Origin of the sequence: Aestuariivivens sediminicola, from assembly GCF_022662015.1 — a bacterium.
GTDB lineage: Bacteria > Bacteroidota > Bacteroidia > Flavobacteriales > Flavobacteriaceae > Aestuariivivens > Aestuariivivens sediminicola.
Genome location: NZ_JAKMCM010000003.1, coordinates 407,004 through 424,308 on the forward strand (window position 1 = coordinate 407,004; position 17,305 = coordinate 424,308).

The window sequence follows — 17,305 nt, forward strand, 5'->3', positions numbered from 1 at the left end:
TCCGGATGTTTTTTTTATTTAAAAATGCGATATTTGCTTTTAGGTAACTAAGGAAAAACGAATATATTATGGCGATGAATAAAAATACAGTGTTGGCCTGGGCCACGTGGATAATGATTTTTGTAGGTCTGGCATTAATTGCTTTAGGGGCATTTCGATACGATGAAATTGCAGGTTGGGGATTTGCTTCTGTTGGCATAGGTTTTCTGGCGAATGCATGGGTGTTTAATGCATTAAAAGGCAGGGTATAATGAGCGATGATAAAAAGGTAATTTTCTCGATGTCCGGAGTTACCAAAACATTTCAAAATGCCAACACTCCTATACTTAAGAACATTTACCTCAGCTTTTTTTACGGTGCTAAAATTGGCATATTAGGGCTCAATGGATCCGGTAAGTCAACACTTTTGAAAATAATAGCCGGGATTGATAAAAATCATCAAGGAAACGTTGTCTTCTCACCGGGATATTCTGTCGGATATTTGGAACAGGATCCTCAATTAGATGATGATAAAACAGTTTTGGAAGTGGTAAAGGAAGGGGCTGCCGAAACTGTAGCGATACTGGAGGAGTACAATAAAATAAATGAAATGTTCGGGCTTGAAGAAGTCTATTCCGATCCGGATAGAATGGAAAAGTTAATGAATCGTCAAGCCGAACTTCAGGACCAAATAGATGCTACAGATGCCTGGGAATTAGAGACTAAACTTGAAATAGCTATGGATGCGCTTCGCACTCCGGAAGGCGATAAAAAAATTCAGGTTTTATCGGGTGGTGAGCGTCGTCGCGTAGCGCTTTGCAGATTACTGCTTCAAGAACCGGATGTCTTGCTGTTGGATGAACCTACTAATCATTTGGATGCCGAATCCGTGCATTGGCTGGAACATCATTTAGCTCAATATAAAGGAACTGTTATCGCTGTGACGCACGATAGGTATTTTTTGGATAATGTAGCCGGGTGGATTTTAGAATTGGATAGAGGTGAGGGTATTCCATGGAAAGGCAATTATTCATCCTGGTTAGAGCAAAAGTCACAGCGTTTAGCCTCAGAACAAAAACAGGCCAGTAAACGCCAGAAAACTCTTGAGAGGGAATTAGAATGGGTGCGTATGGCGCCTAAAGGTAGGCAAACAAAGCAAAAGGCCCGATTAAGTAATTATGATAAGTTACTCAATCAGGACCAAAAGCAACTGGATGATAAACTGGAAATTTATATTCCTAATGGACCCCGATTAGGAACCAATGTTATAGAAGCTCGAAATGTTTCTAAAGGTTATGGTGATAAATTATTATACGAGAATTTAAATTTTAAATTACCTCAGGCGGGAATAGTAGGTATTATTGGACCTAACGGGGCCGGTAAAACGACGATATTCAGAATGATTATGGGAGAGGAGAGCCCGGATAGAGGTGAGTTTATCGTTGGGGATACCGTCAAAATAGCCTATGTCGATCAAAGCCATTCCAATATCGATCCCGAAAAGACCATTTGGCAAAATTTCAGTGAGGAGCAAGAATTGATCATGATGGGAGGCAGGCAGGTCAATTCGCGTGCCTATCTCAGTCGATTCAATTTTTCGGGAAGTGAACAAAATAAAAAGGTCAAATTGCTTTCCGGTGGTGAGCGTAACCGCTTGCATTTGGCAATTACCTTGAAGGAAGAGGGCAATGTACTGCTCTTGGATGAACCTACAAACGACCTTGATGTTAATACCTTACGTGCTCTCGAGGAAGGGTTAGAGAATTTCGCAGGATGTGCTGTAGTAATTAGTCATGATCGTTGGTTTTTAGACAGGATTTGTACCCATATCCTCGCTTTTGAAGGAGATAGTCAGGTGTATTTCTTTGAAGGCAGTTTCAGTGATTATGAAGAAAACAAAAAGAAGAGACTTGGAGGAGATTTGATTCCAAAACGGATAAAATATAAGAAATTGGTAAGGTAATTTTAGCACATTAATGACATGCTATTCCTTATTTTTAGGACTGTGGTCTTGGTACATGTGACCTTCTGTGAAATCTTGATAGGGTTTATTCTCATCAATTTCTAAATCCTTTACCTCATTGAGGCGATCGTTTTCCTTTTTTAGCTTATAAGACTTTCTTACCCCCAGGAATAATAGAATTCCAAAGAAAATCAAAACCACTGTTAAAATGGTAACAATATCACTTTGGTTAATGAGAAAAATAATTTGAAAACAATACATTGTAATTATTTAAAAGTGGTTGAAAGTTAAAACAAATATAGATTATTATTAAGGCTTAAACAACATAAAAATTTAGAGATGAAAAGCACAAGAATTAAGAACATGAAAATTGAACTTCTATCAAAAAAGGCATATACCCTTAATAATATTACCTTCGATTATAAACTGAGTAAAGGAAAATGGGTAACGCAGTCCAGAGAATGCTATGACAGAGGAGATGGAGCAGCGATATTATTATATAATAAAAGCAAAGAAACAATTATTCTTGTGAGACAGTTTCGAATGCCAACATTATTAAATGGCAATGAGGATGGATTTTTGGTTGAAGTGTGTGCGGGACTTTTGGACAATCAAGACCCGATAGCATGTATTACAAGAGAAACAGAGGAAGAAACAGGATATAGGGTTTCTCATGTTAAAAAAGTATATGAGGCCTATTCATCTCCCGGAGTGATGACCGAAAAGATGCATTTTTTTATCGGAGAATATACCAGTGATATGAAAGTTAATGAGGGAGGAGGGCTGGAAGCCGAGCATGAAGACATTGAGGTCTTGGAATTTTCATTTAAAGAGGCTGTATCCATGTTGCATAAAGGGGAAATAAAAGATTCCAGGACTATAGTCTTGTTGCAATATGCGATCATTCACGAACTGTTATAAATACAATTCCATTTTAATGTTACTCCTTTTATAAGGACTTTCGGGCTCGAGAAAAACCTCTTTAAAACCGTATTTCTTATAAATGTATATCGCATTCTTTAACCGGGTATTGGAATATAGAACAAGCTTATCAATTCCTTTATTTCGAGAGAATTCAATACAATATTGCATCAGCCTCTGGCCAATTTTTTGGCCTCTGTATTGCGTTGAAACCGCCATTTTTGTAAGTTCATATGTGCCGTTTCTATCAAAAGCCATTAATGCAACTGTTCCTACGACCTTGCTGTTTTGAAGTGCGAAAAAAATGATTCCACCTTTATCTATAATGAAATCTTCAGGGTTTTTAAGAACAATTTCGTCATAGGGTTCAAGATAAAAATAGCTTTTAAGCCATTCTATATTTAAATCATAAAATGATTTTGCATACTTTTTATCATAAGGAACAATATCAATTGTCATGAGCCCTAATAAAATCTGTTATGAAATAAGAAATGAGTTTACCGATTTGAGTATTGGTTCTTTTAGTCGGAGCGGCCTCACAAATATGAAGATAAGATGCGTTAACATGTTGAGCAAAATAGGTTAAAAATGTGCGTGTCTTATTCACACTAAAACCACTAGGTGTCGCGGCGCTACTGGGAATATTCTGTATGGCATCACAGTCAATTTCGATACCAAAAGAATTTTCAGATACAAAATTTAACGCGCGATTCATTTCTGCTTTAAATTTCAGTTCTTTTCTTATTTCAATGGATTCAAAAGTGTTGAATCGAATAAACTTAAACTTTTTTAACGATTCAAATAATTTGGCTGAGGTATAATTTTCATGTAGTCCAAAAACAAAATATTTCTCTAAAAATCCTTCAGCATAGGCATAACTGAATCCATTTCCACTATGTCTGCCTTCCTCGGGTCTGAAATCAGAATGGGCATCAAAATTAATCGCGTTAATGGCTTTATTCAGACCGAGGGAAGTGCCTTTGATGTTTCCATAGGCATTATTATGACCTCCACCAATAATAATCGGTATTTTACCTGCTCGAACAATTTGATACACCAAATTCGAAACATGATTGTCGATATTTTCGACAATGGATCTAGCTATTTTAATGTGTTTTTTTTTAGATGGGTTCAATTGGGAAACACGCTCTAATTCTTCACTAAAGTCTAAATGGCCCAATAATAAAACGGATTTTGGGTTGGTATAAGCATTACTCTGGATGTTCAACAAAGCGTTTAGGGTGGCATCCCATGCTTTTGAAGAGCCACTTTTTCCATGGTTGCCGAACACACCAATATCTTCGGGGATACCAAAAATGACATACTTAACATCTAAATTTTTAAGTTGTTCGTATATAGGGGTAATGTTAGGTAGTATTTGAACATGTTCACCAAACTTGGATTCACCGATACGCTTATTAATGAGTTTATTTTTAAACTGTTTGTTAATTAAAATGAGTTTATCCACAGGTAATGGTTAATTAAATTATTGATAAAATAAAAATACATCAATTATTACGTTTACATTAAAATTTAGAAAACATTTATCAATTTAAAGATTAAAACAAAAGAATTATGGAAAGTAACAAAAGTAGCATGGGGTTAAAAGTAGCTTTGGGAATAGCCCTGGTATTGTTTTTAGGCACAGCCTTTTACACAATGAATCTGTATAAGGAAAGTAACGATACCAGAAAACAATTAACTGAGGAAAAACAATTGGTTATGAACGATTTAAACGCCATGGCCAAGCAATATGATGAAGCAATTAGTGAAAATGAAATAGCCAATGCCGACTTGGTCGAGGCCAGAGCCCGTATACAGGGATTAATTGATTCTTTAAAGATTTCTGAAACGAACGTTAAAAGTTTGTGGCGATATAAGAGTAAATATCTGGCCCTGCAGAAAGAAATGGATGTTCTTCTAGCCCAGAACGATTCTTTGCGAGTTGAGAACTCATACCTTGCAACATCACTTGACAGCACACGTGTACGATTGGAGGAGCGTACGGTATTCACAGATTCCTTATTGGTTCAAAATACGGCCCTGGCTGAAGTCATGGAGAATGCAGCTGTTTTGTCGACCGTTGGTTTAAAAGGCTTTGGTGTTATTGAGAGAACAACAGGAAAATTAATCCCTACAGAAAGAGCAAGACGCACAGATAAGATAAGAGTTTGCTTTACAGTAGCCAAAAATAAACTGGTTCAGGCTGGTGATCAGGAATTATACGTACAGGTTATTGATCCTAAAAATAACACGCTTGGTTTAAATGAGCAGGTTCAGTTTGGTGAAAAGACACTTAACTATAGCATTGTTAGTAAATTTAATTACGAAAATAGTAATCTGAATATTTGTGAATTTGTGACTTCGAAAAGTGAATTTGAAAAAGGACGTTATGTTGTGAATGTGTTTAACGAGAAAGATTTAGTTTCTTCAACAGAGTTCACACTTAAATAGAGAAATAAAAAATTTGATTATAATTCTTAAGAAAAGACCTCAGACTTTGAGTTTGGGGTCTTTTTAATTTATTAATTGACCATTAATGATAACCTTTTCAATATGGTTATCTCCAAATGCATAGGGTAAATAATTATAACTTGGTATGTCTTTGGTAATTATGAGATTGGCCTTTTTACCAATACTTATACTGCCATATTCATTAGAGCATCCCATGGCATAGGCACCATTAATTGTGGCTGCGTTGATCGCCTCTTCAGGTGTCATCTTCATTTTAATACAAGCCGTACTGACCACAAAGTTCATGTTTCCACTTGGAGTAGAACCCGGATTATAATCGGTCGCCAAAGCAAGGGGCAAACCGGCATCAATAATTTGCCTGGCCGGTGTATAGGGGATGCCCAAAAAATAAGAACATGTGGGCAAGGCCACAGGCATTGTTTTCGAACCTGTCAGGGCCAAAATATCATCATCTATTAGTTCTTCAAGGTGATCCACAGATAGCGCACCATGTTTAACGGCAAGAGCAACACCTCCAAAGGCATTAAATTGATTTACATGTATTTTAGGGGTCAGTCCAAATTGTTTTCCCGCAACCAACAATCGCTCGGTATCTTCCAAGGAAAAGTAGCCTTTTTCACAAAAGACATCAATGTAATCGGCTAAATTCTCCTTACATATAACAGGAAGCATATCGTTTATAATATGATCAACATAGGCCCTTTTAGTATTCTTGAATTTCAATGGAAGCGCATGTGCACCCAAAAATGTAGCCTTAATCTTAATGGGTACAGTGTTTTTTATTCTTTTTATGACGCGTAACATTTTTAGTTCAGATTCGAGTGTAAGCCCGTAACCGGATTTTATTTCTAAAATGCCTGTTCCCATTTTCATCACCTCATGGACTCTTTTAAGGGACTGGTTAAACAAATCATCCTCATCGGTGCGTCCAAGTATTTTTGCTGAATTCAAAATTCCTCCGCCACGATTGGCGATTTCTTCATAGCTCAAGCCATTTATTCTATCGACAAATTCCTGTTCTCTATTTCCGGCAAAAACGATATGACTGTGTGAATCACACCAGGTTGGTAAAACGATTTTTCCACGAGCATCAATAGTTTGATCAAATTTTTTGATTACACAATTTTCCATTGCTCCAAAATCGGCAATCCGATCATTCTCAATTAAAAGATATGCATCTTTTATTGTTGGTAGTTCCTTCATGGATTTACCTGCAATCAGAGACACATTTTCCTCCCTAACCTGCAGTAACTCTTTAATGTTGGTTATTAGAATAGTCACAACTTTTAATTTAAAAACATTCGCGTCTAATAATTAATCGAAGCAATAAAATCACTAAATTTAACTATTGTAGTGACAAAGGTCTTATTTGGCTCTTAAAATACAACTCTAAAGTCACATGAAGAATAGAAATTTTCAATATTTAAACTCTATCGCTGACATCTCTGAGGACGTTTTTGACTTGCTTAAAGATATTTCCGAGCTAAAAATTATGACAGAAGGCACTCAACTTGTTAAGTTTAATGAAGTTCCAACAAAAGTCTATATGTTGGTTTCCGGATTGGTGAGATGTTATTTAACTACAGAAGAAGGCCGGGAGTACAATAAAAGTTTTTATCTGCCCTTAAGTTTTGTTGCTTCTCTTACAGCATTGATGAATAAGAAGCCATCAAAATTTGTTTTTGAGTGTCTGTCCGATTGTGAATTATTTGAGATCGACTACTGTCGACTCATGGAATTGTGTAAGCAAAGCAGCCAAGTCAATAGACTTTATACGAAAGTATTGGAAATGTTATATACCAAATATGAAAGGCGTTTGGTAGAACTTATATCCCTCAATGCAAGAGATCGCTATCTGGCTTTAAGGGCACAAATACCAGAATTGGATGTCATAATTCCGCAGTACCATATTGCCTCATACTTAGGTATAACAGCGGTTCAATTAAGTAGAATCAGGAAGAAAATGGGTGGACATTAACAAATGTTAACGAATTTCTAGTTTATAAACTATAATTTTATCTTGATTTCTTTTTAGATTAAAAAAGATTGATAGCTAACCAACCAAAAAAAACAGGCACTATATGAATACTGCCTGTTTTTGTTTGTTAGGATACCTTATTTCAAACTGCCAACCATATCCTCAGGTTTCACCCATGCATCGTATTCTTCTTCAGAAACATAACCTAAATTAATAGCTTCCTCTTTTAGCGTTGTGCCATTTTTATGTGCAGTGTTAGCAATTTCTGCTGCTTTGTAATACCCAATTTTAGTATTAAGTGCCGTAACAAGCATTAAAGAATTATTCAGTAATTTCCTGATAACCTCATGATTAGGTTCTATACCAATCGCACAATTAATATCGAAACTAACACAAGCGTCTCCCAATAACTGGGCTGATTGTAAAACATTAGCAGCCATTACGGGTTTAAATACGTTGAGCTCATAATGGCCTTGTAAACCGCCAACTGAAACTGCCATATCATTACCGATAACTTGGGCACAGACCATTGTTAAGGCCTCGCATTGCGTAGGATTAACTTTACCAGGCATTATGGAACTTCCAGGTTCGTTGGCCGGAATCGTTATTTCACCAATTCCAGAACGCGGTCCCGATGCCATTAGGCGTATGTCATTTGCGATTTTATTTAAAGAAACTGCCAGCTGCTTTAAAGCCCCATGTGTTTCCACGAGAGCATCATGTGCTGCCAGAGCCTCAAATTTGTTCGGAGCTGTTATAAAGGGCAGATCTGTAAATTTAGCGATATACTCGGCAACTCTTTTTGCGTACCCTTTTGGAGTATTCAAGCCTGTCCCAACTGCTGTTCCTCCAAGCGCCAGTTCACTTAAATGAGGCAAGGTGTTTTCGAGTGCCTTTAATCCGTGATCCAATTGAGCTACATATCCGGACAATTCCTGACCCAAGGTTAGGGGGGTTGCGTCCATGAGGTGTGTTCGACCAATCTTCACTACATTTTTAAACGCTTCAGCCTTTGCATGTAGGGTAGTTCTTAATTGCTTTATACCGGGAATAGTCGTTTCTACAACTTTTTTGTAAACGGCAATGTGCATACCTGTTGGAAAGGTGTCGTTTGAGGATTGTGATTTGTTAACATCATCATTGGGCAATACAAATTTTTCACCTTCTCCAATCACATGCCCAGCCAATTGGTGGGCTCTGTTAGCAATAACTTCATTGACATTCATATTGCTTTGGGTACCAGATCCCGTTTGCCATATTACCAATGGGAACTGGTCATCATGCATACCTTCTAATATCTCATCGCATACTTTCGAAATTAAATCACGTTTTTCAATCGGTAAAACGCCTAACTCGCAATTCGTAAAAGCTGCGGCTTTTTTTAAATAGGCGAAGCCATATATAATTTCCAGCGGCATGGATGCCGGCTGTCCTATTTTAAAGTTGTTCCTGGAACGCTCTGTCTGAGCACCCCATAATTTATCGGCAGGTACTTTTACCTCGCCCATAGTATCCTTTTCTATTCTATATTTCATTTTGTAAATGCTTAAAGTCAATATACAAAGTTAAAGTTTTGAAATGTTTTGATTGCTGATTTAGTCTAGTTTTTTAATGAAAGTTTAACAGAGATTAGACCCTTCATTCTTTTGTTAAACCAATTAAATATACTAATTTAGTAGGATTAAAAAAATTATATTATGGCAGCAATTAGATTGGGAGATGTAGCTCCAAATTTTACAGCAAATTCTACAGAAGGCGAGATTAATTTTCACGAGTGGCTAGGAGATAGTTGGGGCGTTTTATTTTCGCATCCGGCAGACTATACCCCGGTATGTACCACAGAGTTGGGGACGGTGGCAAAATACAAGGCTGAATTTGATAAAAGGAATGTTAAAGTTGTCGCTTTAAGTGTTGATGGAATTGCATCCCATAATGGATGGATCAAGGATATTAACGAAACTCAGGGCACAATTGTCAATTTTCCGATTATTGCTGATGAGGACCGTAAGGTGTCCGTATTGTATGATATGATTCATCCGAATGCGGATAGCCAGTTAACGGTACGATCTGTATTTGTTATCGCTCCGGACAAAACAGTTAAGCTTATCATCACCTATCCTGCCTCAACAGGCCGAAATTTTGATGAGTTATTGCGCGTTATTGACTCTCTGCAGTTAACCGCATACCATAAGGTGGCCACTCCTGCCAATTGGAATAATGGTGATGACTGTGTTGTTGTTCCTGCAGTGGCTACTGAAGACATACCTAATTTTTTTCCAAAGGGGTATAAGGAGGTAAAACCGTATTTGCGATTGACACCACAACCAAATTTGAATTAGTTAAAAATACTGTTGATAAAATTTGAATTGATATTGTGAAAGCCATAGCTTTGCATTATCTTTGCAAAATATCTTTAAAGACAGTACCTATTATGTTTGAATTTGATCAATACTTAGGCTTTTTAGCATTTTTAACCATATTAACTATAGGTTTTTGGTTAATGATCTTTTTAATCACTTTTGTTATTCCTTATTGGATCGGTGGTTCGTTAATGGAACGATTGAAGGAAATAAAGGAGGCAAAAAAAGCTAAGAAATAAGTTTGATATAAAATAAATATAAAAAAAGGAAACCCGAAGGTTTCCTTTTTTTATAGGTATATTACATTTCCATATCACCTCCATCGAAGTTTCTCTGAAAGGTTCTCTTTTTCTTCTGATTAAATCTGTAAGTAAAGGATAAATTATAGGTACGCACGCCTCTGTATCTTATTTCTCTATCATTGATAAAATCTTCAGTTTCAACCTGTCCAGTGTATGCCCGTGAATTAAATAAATCACTAATATTAAATGCGAGAGAGGCCTTTTCTTTAAATAAATCTTTGCTGAACGCAAGATTGGCTGAAAACACCCCATCTCTTCTGTTTTGGGCATCTTCACTGGGACCCCTGTAATTTATATTGGTCTGCCAATCAATCATTCCGGGTAAAGTGAGCTTATTATTAAGTCGTATGTTCCAGGTTAAGTTTTCAGAATCGAAATTCGTGTCTTCAAAATTGCCTTCTATAATTGAATTGTAAATATTGAAGTCGGTATTCACACGCCACTTTCTATTCGGACTGTAAGACAGATTAAATTCCAAACCATAGCGATCCTCTGTCGCTATATTAGCCGGTCCTCTCAGTATAACAGGTATGGGCTGTCCATCAATATTTACAGTTTCACCGGTTTCCCTGCTTATAAACTTTATAACATTTATGGAATGCTGGTAATATATCGATGACGTCAATACAAAATTATTGAATCGATTTAAGTAGCCCAGATCAAATGACCCGGTATAAGTCGGTATTAACCCGGGATTTCCTTGAAATATATTGGTTAAACTGCTTCTGTTTGGATACGGATTTAAGAAAAAAGAATATGGTCTTCTTAACCGTCTGTTATATCCAAAAGTCAAACTTTCATTTTCGTCGAATTCGTAGGTCAAGTTAATGGATGGAAATAATCCGGTAAAATTTCTTTTCTCAAAATCACCCGAAGTGGGTTGGTCCAATGTTAATTGTGTGTTTTCCATGCGAAGCCCTAGTAAATAAGAAAACTTATTTTTTTTGCTACCAAATTGCATGTAAGCCGCATGAATGTAATTTCGAAAATTAAATACGTTGGTTAAACCTCTGTCTATTTCGAATTCCCCTGTATTTTCATTCAATAACTCAACTTTGTAATCTGTTACGCTATCGTCATAATCACCGCGGTATCCCATTTCAAACTGACTGTTTTCACCAATGGGTAAAACGTAATCCGTTCTCAAGAATATTTTGGAATTGTCCACGAGCTGGGTAAGAATATCCGTATCAATGCCATCCACATTTATTAATGAAAATTCATCATTATTATTATCTTCAAACTGGAAATCGAATGTCAATCTATGACCATCATTTTTGAAATCCTTGGTATAATTGAAGGAATACTGTATGTTTTTGGAGTCATTTAACTGTGGATCCAATCTTAGATTTTCACTTAGGAGATTGCCATTGGAGTCGTATTGCAGCAATCTGTTTGTAGAATTTCGATCGCCACTATTATCACTATATACCATGGCCGTCGTAATGGAAGAGGTCTCGTTAATATACCACTCAATCCCCAAGTTGTTGGTAATACCTTTAGAGGTGTCAATCCAATCTCTTTTTTCGTCATTTACATTGCCACTGTTTTTAAAGGTTGTGTAGGTGTACCATAGACCGGGAGATTCGTTATATCTGTAGGACAAGGTGTTAAATAAATTCACCTGACCCGTCCGGAAGTTAATATTTCCTGATACTCCTGCGCGATCCGGATGTCCGACATTGGCCGTGACAGCGCCATTAAGGCCTAACAACTTGCTTCTTCTTAAGATAATGTTGAGTATACCCGCTGTTCCTTCTGCCTCATATCGCGCGGAGGGTGAGGTTATAACCTCTACCTTTTCAATGGCCTCAGCCGGTAACTGCTTCAAAGCATCACTGGAATCCAATCCAACCAAACCAGAGGGTTTCCCATTGATTAAAATCCTGACATTCTCGTTTCCACGCAATGCAATATTTCCTTCGGCATCAACCGAAACAGAGGGCACATTATCCAAAACATCGCTCACATTACCGCCTCTCACAGTCAGGTCCTTACCCACATTATAAATTTTCTTATCCAATCTAATTTCGACTGTAGTTCGTTCGGCAATGACTTCTACTTCATCTAAAGATTCGAGGTTGATCGACAGTTCAATCGTTCCCAGATCTATATCGGAATCAATCTTTCTATTCTTAAATTCGATTGGGGAGTAGGAGATGTATTCAATTTTTATATTATAGATATCTTCTGATACTTTGATTTCAAAATTACCATTGATGTCTGTAATCGTTCCATCCACCATTTTCTGTTTGGTTATACTATAAAATGAAATCGTGGCATATTCGAGAGGCAACTTGTTATCCTTATCTATAACGGTCCCTTTTACGGTACGGTTTTTATAATTTTCCGGGTCCGCATGAACGGAACTCAAAATAAAGAGAGAAAGGGCAAGGGAGCAGAATATCTTCATATGTGAGATTAAATTTTCGGAACAAAATTATGAATAAGGCCTATGTGGTACGGTTAAAGAAAAGTTAAATAAAAACTGTGAACATTTACGTAAATAGAAGAGGGCATAGCTTCTTCGCCATTTCGTATTACCCCTCGAAGTCCATATCATCATTTCCGCCTCCATTGTTATAATTCGACCGTCCATTACGTTTTTTTTGTTGATTAAATCGAATTAATAAAGACAAGTTGACCTGACGCTGTCTCCATTGGGATTCACTGTAGCGTTCAAAAAATTCCGTATTGGTTAGGGATTTTCTCTTTCTTGAATTAAAAACATCTCTAATATTCAAGGAGAGCGTCGCATCATCCTTAAATATTTCTTTACTAACAGCCAGGTCCATGGAAAAAATACCTTCTCTTCGGGTTTGGGCATTTTCGTATACGCCATTATAATAGGCATTCGTTTGCCAATCTATATCCGACGGTAAGGTTATTTTACTGCTTAACCTGGCAAACCAACTCGTATTGCTCGCTCCGTAGTCCACACCATTGAATTCCCCTTCAGTTTTAAACTGGAAAATATTAAAACTCGAATTCAGCCTGAGCCAGTCATTCGGATTGTATAGAATACCTAATTCACCTCCAGATCTTTCATTAGTCGATAAATTCACAGGAATGGTTCTTATAATATCAATGCCATCTGTCGTTTGTTGTCCTGTATTTTCTTGTATACGTTCAAAAGAATCGGTTTCGTACTGATAATATACTGAAGTGGACAAGGTTAATTTTTCCCAACGTTTCAAATAGCCGATATCAAAAGCACTTGAAAACGCCGGATTCAAATTCGGGTTTCCCTGAAAAACAGTGGTTCTACTGGATCGTGTTGGAAATGGATTAATGTACCAGCCTCTGGGTCTGTTTATCCTTCGATTATAACCCAGTGTAACACTTTCTTCCGAACCCGCATCCGATTCAGCCAAATTATAAATAAGATTCAGGGTAGGGAAGAGGCCCAAATAATTATTGTCAAATTCAGTATCTATCGGAAAACCAAAAGCCTCAATGAGCTCTGATTCTGTTAATCGCGAATCGATTTTTCCCTTGAGCTGTGTATTTTCCAGTCGCAGTCCCAATAGAAAAGAGAATTTTCCAATTTTCGTACCGTATTGCGAATAGAGGGCATTGACATTCTCAGAGTAATCAAAACGATTGGATATGGTATCATTTATGAAAAAACTACCATCATTAAGATCTTCCTGCTCTAACACATAATCCGTCACGTCATTTTCAAAATCACCTCTATATCCGGCTTCAAACCGGGCGTCTTCTCCTATTGGAAGCACGTAATCGATTTGAAACAAGGATTCTTTTTCATCTTCCGTTTCTGCTACGAGTTCCTGTTGAAATGGTTCCGGGCTGTTTTGACTGGTTACCGTATAGTCTTCATTGATGAATGTGGATTTGTCTTCAGCGCCTTCCCCAAATTGAATATCGGCAGTGAGCTGATGGCCTACTTCATTGAATTTGGTGATATAATTTAAGGCGAATTGATAATTGTTACCCGCTTCATCCTGTTTTTCCTTTCTCAAGGTGCGTTCTTCGATACTGCCATTATTAAAGCGTTCACTATTGTTTCTTATCTCGTCAGCATCTTCACCGTATCGATAGAAGAAATTCCCTGTTATGGACGTTTTCTTAGATAGAAAGTATTCCAATCCTAAACTGGCATTATAATTCCTGTTCAACCGTGTAACTTTCTGGTCTTCCCTTATTCTTTCAAATTCCGGTGAAATGAGTGTGCCATTATCGTTGATATCAAAATATCGTGCATCACTGAAACTATTCCTGGGCGCATCGAAATAGCGGTAACCCAAATTTGAAAAAAGATTGAATTTATCGGTACGATAATTAAGACTTGTGGCAATACCTGCGTTGTCAGGGTTTCCCACTGTTAGATTCAAGGATCCATTGAAGCCCAGGGTCTCTTTTTGCCTCAAAATGATATTCAGTATGCCTGCAGTACCTTCTGCATCATATCTGGCGGAAGGGGAGGTAATGACTTCAACCCGTTCAATGGCTTCGGCCGGCAACTGACTTAAAACCCTGGTATCTCCGAACCCTGCCATGGCCGAAGGCTTTCCATTAATCAGTATTCTTACATTTTCATTTCCCCTGAGACTTATAGCGCCTTCGATATCAACCGATACGGATGGAACATTGTTTAAGGCGTCACTTACAGTACCACCGGCAGTGGTCAGGTCTTTACCTATATTGTATATTTTTTTATCCAGTTTAATTTCAACCGTGGTACGTTCTGCTATGACCTCGACGGCATCTAAAGCCGCAATATTAAGCTCAAGTGCAACGCTGCCCAAACTCAGGTCTGATTCAATGTTTTGATTTAGGAGTATATAAGGTTTGTATGAAATATATTCTACTTTTATATCATACACACCCGCCGTTGTAATTAATTCGAAGGCCCCATTGATGTCGGTTATCGTACCATCTACAATTTTTTCTTTCTTGTGACTGTAAATGGAGACTGTGGCGTATTCAAGCGGCTGTTGTGTTTCCTTATCAAGAACGATACCCGAGATGCTTACTTTTTTAACATTGGATGAGCTGGTCACTGGATTACTTGGTTGGGCACAGACATTGCCGAAGGAAAATAGAAGTAAAAGTATACCGTAAAAATGTTGATGCATGGTCAGTTTCTCTGTTAGACCACAAAAATAGGATTTAGTTTAATCACTTCCAGTTAATACTTTGTTAAAAGAATTAGGAATAAGGTTAAACAAAATAAAAACATCATAATTAAGGCTCGTATCGCTAAGGCTACTGGATATCCCCTAGAAAAGAGACTTTATACGTTCAGGGGGCCTTCCAATGACTCCTTTATCATTATGAATAACAATCGGACGTTCGATTAGCTTTGGAAATGCAACCATCGCCTCTATAATTTGATCATCACTGAGCGCCTTTCCCTTGAAGTTAGCTTTCCAGATAGCCTCATTTTTTCTTACCAGTTCCAAAGGTAGGATCCCCAGGGTGTCAATTATTTTTTCTAATGCTTCAAACGACAAAGGGTCATCCAGGTATTTAACAATTTGAAATGGTTCATTTGAATCTTCGAGTATTTGCAAACCTTCACGAGATTTTCTGCATCTTGGGTTGTGGTAAATTGTTATCATGACACTTCAATATTAAATTTTTTCAACTCCTGTTTTAACTGTCCTGGATTATCAAACTTAATTCCCTTAATGTTCATTTGTCTTGCTGCTTCAACGTTTCTTAGATTATCATCAATAAAAATGGTATGTTCAGGAGTAAGGTCAAATCGGTTCAAGGTGATGTCGTATATGTCCTTAAATGGTTTTCTGGTTTGTTCTTCTCCTGAAACCACTATGCCTTCAAACCATTGCAGAAACTCAAATCTATCTAAAGCAATGGGAAAGGTTTCTGCACTCCAATTGGTCAGCGCTACAACCTTGTGTCGCTTCAGATTAATTAATTCCTTTAAAATGGTTACCGATTCCTCTATGGCGCCTCCCAACATGTCCACCCAGCGTCCGTAGAACATTCTAATCTCATTCTCAAATTCAGGAAACATTGCGACACGATCCTCAGTGGCTTTTGCCAATGGATAGCCGGCATCTTGATTCTCGTTCCAGTCGTGTGTACAAATGGTGTCAAAAAACCATTGCATTTTTTTTCGGTCATGATCAAAGACATCAAGAAAGACATATTCCGGATTCCAATCTATGAGCACCCCGCCCAAATCGAATATAACAGCGTCTATCTTGGTCGTCATAAGGTATTGTGATCTTCTTGTTTTTGTCCCATCATCATAAGATATGCCTTCAGGAAAGCATGTATATCGCCATCCATGACGGCATCGACATTTCCTGTTTCGTAATTGGTGCGAACGTCCTTCACCAGTTTATAGGGATGCATGACGTAATTCCTAATTTGACTGCCCCATTCTATTTTCATTTTACTGGCCTCAATATCGTCGCGTTGTTCCAGTTGTTTTTGTAATTCAATCTCGTAGAGTTGTGATTTTAGCATTTGTAAAGCACGAGCCCTGTTGTCATGTTGGGATCGCGTTTCGGAACACGATATCTGTATGCCCGTTGGTTTATGGGTTAACTGCACCTTTGTCTCTACTTTGTTAACGTTTTGGCCACCGGCACCACTCGAACGTGCCGTGGTAATTTCAATATCGGCAGGGTTAATTTCTATTTCTATGGTATCATCCACCAAGGGATACACATAAACAGAGGCAAAGCTCGTGTGCCTTTTGGCATTACTGTCGAACGGCGATATACGCACCAATCTGTGCACACCGTTTTCACCCTTTAACCAACCAAATGCAAAATCACCTTCAATTTCAAGGGTCACTGTTTTAATACCGGCTACATCACCTTCCTGAAAGTTCAATTCTTTCACCTTGAATCCACTTTTCTCAGCATACATAAGATACATGCGCATGAGCATGCTGGCCCAATCACAACTTTCGGTTCCACCGGCACCAGCGGTGATCTGTAGTACAGCACTTAAGCTATCCCCATCGCCTGACAACATGTTCTTAAACTCAATATTTTCCAAAAAAGTAGAAGCCTTCTCAAATTGTTGCTCAACTTCTTCAAGCGACGATTCATCCTCTTTATAAAACTCGTAAAGGACCTCTAAATCTTCTACAAGTGTTTTGACCGTTTCGTAGTCTTCTACCCATTTTTTCTTTACCCTAAGCGACTTCATAATAGCTTCTGCCTCTTTCGAGTCATTCCAGAAATCGGGATCGAAGGTCTGTTCTTCTTCGTTTTGAATTTCTATGAGCTTCGCATCTATGTCAAAGATAGTGCCTTAGTTTGTCAAGGCGGGTATTAAGGGTCTTTATCTGATCTGAAGTTATCATTGGCCAGTTTATTTT

At 37.7% G+C, this 17,305-nt stretch carries 17 protein-coding genes; 7 read left to right on the plus strand and 10 right to left on the minus strand.

All coding sequences use genetic code 11. The features are described from left to right. Positions 1-68 precede the first annotated feature (68 nt). Both MR041_RS09405 and ettA read left to right on the plus strand, forming a co-directional pair. Positions 69-251 (plus strand): CAL67264 family membrane protein, encoded by a 183-nt coding sequence (locus MR041_RS09405; protein WP_223548118.1) that lies wholly within the window; start codon positions 69-71, stop codon positions 249-251. Further along, positions 251-1,942 carry an energy-dependent translational throttle protein EttA gene (gene ettA / locus MR041_RS09410; protein ID WP_242093360.1) on the plus strand — a complete coding sequence of 564 codons (1,692 nt, stop codon included), beginning with the start codon at positions 251-253 and terminating at the stop codon, positions 1,940-1,942. The genes MR041_RS09405 and ettA overlap by 1 nt, the downstream gene beginning before the upstream one ends. Before the next feature lie 21 nt (positions 1,943-1,963). Here ettA and MR041_RS09415 read toward each other — a convergent pair whose 3' ends face one another. Continuing rightward, positions 1,964-2,203 (minus strand): hypothetical protein, encoded by a 240-nt coding sequence (locus MR041_RS09415; protein ID WP_242093361.1) that lies wholly within the window; start codon positions 2,201-2,203, stop codon positions 1,964-1,966. A 78-nt stretch (positions 2,204-2,281) separates the two neighbouring features. On the opposite strand from MR041_RS09415, the gene MR041_RS09420 reads away from it, so the two are divergent. Next, positions 2,282-2,863, plus strand: coding sequence for an NUDIX domain-containing protein (locus MR041_RS09420; RefSeq protein ID WP_242093362.1), 582 nt, complete (start codon positions 2,282-2,284; stop codon positions 2,861-2,863). Here the strand turns inward: MR041_RS09420 and MR041_RS09425 are convergent. Together MR041_RS09425 and MR041_RS09430 are read right to left on the minus strand one after the other, a co-directional pair. Next, positions 2,858-3,322, minus strand: a complete 465-nt coding sequence (locus MR041_RS09425) for a GNAT family N-acetyltransferase (protein ID WP_242093363.1) — start codon at positions 3,320-3,322, stop codon at positions 2,858-2,860. The two genes, MR041_RS09420 and MR041_RS09425, sit on opposite strands and share 6 nt — an antisense overlap. Then, positions 3,312-4,331 (minus strand): formimidoylglutamase, encoded by a 1,020-nt coding sequence (locus MR041_RS09430; protein WP_242093364.1) that lies wholly within the window; start codon positions 4,329-4,331, stop codon positions 3,312-3,314. The genes MR041_RS09425 and MR041_RS09430 overlap by 11 nt, the downstream gene beginning before the upstream one ends. Positions 4,332-4,438: 107 nt before the next feature. On the opposite strand from MR041_RS09430, the gene MR041_RS09435 reads away from it, so the two are divergent. Next, positions 4,439-5,317 carry a chromosome partitioning protein ParA gene (locus MR041_RS09435; RefSeq protein WP_242093365.1) on the plus strand — a complete coding sequence of 293 codons (879 nt, stop codon included), beginning with the start codon at positions 4,439-4,441 and terminating at the stop codon, positions 5,315-5,317. A gap of 63 nt (positions 5,318-5,380) precedes the next feature. On the opposite strand, the gene hutI is transcribed toward MR041_RS09435, so the two are convergent. Beyond that, complete coding sequence (gene hutI / locus MR041_RS09440; protein ID WP_242093366.1) at positions 5,381-6,619, minus strand: imidazolonepropionase; 1,239 nt, start codon at positions 6,617-6,619, stop codon at positions 5,381-5,383. 118 nt (positions 6,620-6,737) lie between these two features. On the opposite strand from hutI, the gene MR041_RS09445 reads away from it, so the two are divergent. After that, positions 6,738-7,316 carry a Crp/Fnr family transcriptional regulator gene (locus MR041_RS09445; protein WP_242093367.1) on the plus strand — a complete coding sequence of 193 codons (579 nt, stop codon included), beginning with the start codon at positions 6,738-6,740 and terminating at the stop codon, positions 7,314-7,316. Between the two features lie 137 nt (positions 7,317-7,453). On the opposite strand, the gene fumC is transcribed toward MR041_RS09445, so the two are convergent. Beyond that, positions 7,454-8,851 (minus strand): class II fumarate hydratase, encoded by a 1,398-nt coding sequence (fumC, locus tag MR041_RS09450; RefSeq protein ID WP_242093368.1) that lies wholly within the window; start codon positions 8,849-8,851, stop codon positions 7,454-7,456. Positions 8,852-9,013: 162 nt separating this feature from the next. On the opposite strand from fumC, the gene MR041_RS09455 reads away from it, so the two are divergent. Together MR041_RS09455 and MR041_RS09460 are read left to right on the plus strand one after the other, a co-directional pair. Continuing rightward, positions 9,014-9,655 carry a peroxiredoxin gene (locus MR041_RS09455; protein ID WP_242093369.1) on the plus strand — a complete coding sequence of 214 codons (642 nt, stop codon included), beginning with the start codon at positions 9,014-9,016 and terminating at the stop codon, positions 9,653-9,655. Positions 9,656-9,690: 35 nt separating this feature from the next. Further along, the gene (locus tag MR041_RS09460) at positions 9,691-9,915 is read left to right on the plus strand and encodes a hypothetical protein (protein WP_242093462.1); all 225 of its coding nucleotides are present in this window, start codon (positions 9,691-9,693) and stop codon (positions 9,913-9,915) included. Between the two features lie 61 nt (positions 9,916-9,976). Here MR041_RS09460 and MR041_RS09465 read toward each other — a convergent pair whose 3' ends face one another. The 5 genes from MR041_RS09465 to prfB all read right to left on the minus strand — a co-directional run bounded on the left by MR041_RS09465 (position 9,977) and on the right by prfB (position 17,290). Continuing rightward, positions 9,977-12,391: a TonB-dependent receptor gene (locus MR041_RS09465; protein WP_242093370.1), complete on the minus strand. Its 2,415-nt coding sequence runs from the start codon at positions 12,389-12,391 to the stop codon at positions 9,977-9,979. 127 nt (positions 12,392-12,518) lie between these two features. Continuing rightward, positions 12,519-15,077, minus strand: a complete 2,559-nt coding sequence (locus MR041_RS09470; RefSeq protein WP_242093371.1) for a TonB-dependent receptor — start codon at positions 15,075-15,077, stop codon at positions 12,519-12,521. Between the two features lie 144 nt (positions 15,078-15,221). Beyond that, complete coding sequence (gene arsC, locus MR041_RS09475) at positions 15,222-15,563, minus strand: arsenate reductase (glutaredoxin) (protein WP_242093372.1); 342 nt, start codon at positions 15,561-15,563, stop codon at positions 15,222-15,224. After that, the gene (locus tag MR041_RS09480) at positions 15,560-16,183 is read right to left on the minus strand and encodes an HAD family hydrolase (RefSeq protein WP_242093373.1); all 624 of its coding nucleotides are present in this window, start codon (positions 16,181-16,183) and stop codon (positions 15,560-15,562) included. The genes arsC and MR041_RS09480 overlap by 4 nt, the downstream gene beginning before the upstream one ends. Next, positions 16,180-17,290 (minus strand): peptide chain release factor 2 gene (prfB, locus tag MR041_RS09485; RefSeq protein WP_242093374.1). Its coding sequence is split into 2 segments (ribosomal slippage): positions 16,180-17,226 and positions 17,228-17,290, totalling 1,110 coding nucleotides; the frame shifts between segments, so codons are not numbered across the junction. Before prfB ends, MR041_RS09480 begins: the two co-directional genes overlap by 4 nt. Positions 17,291-17,305 lie beyond the last annotated feature (15 nt).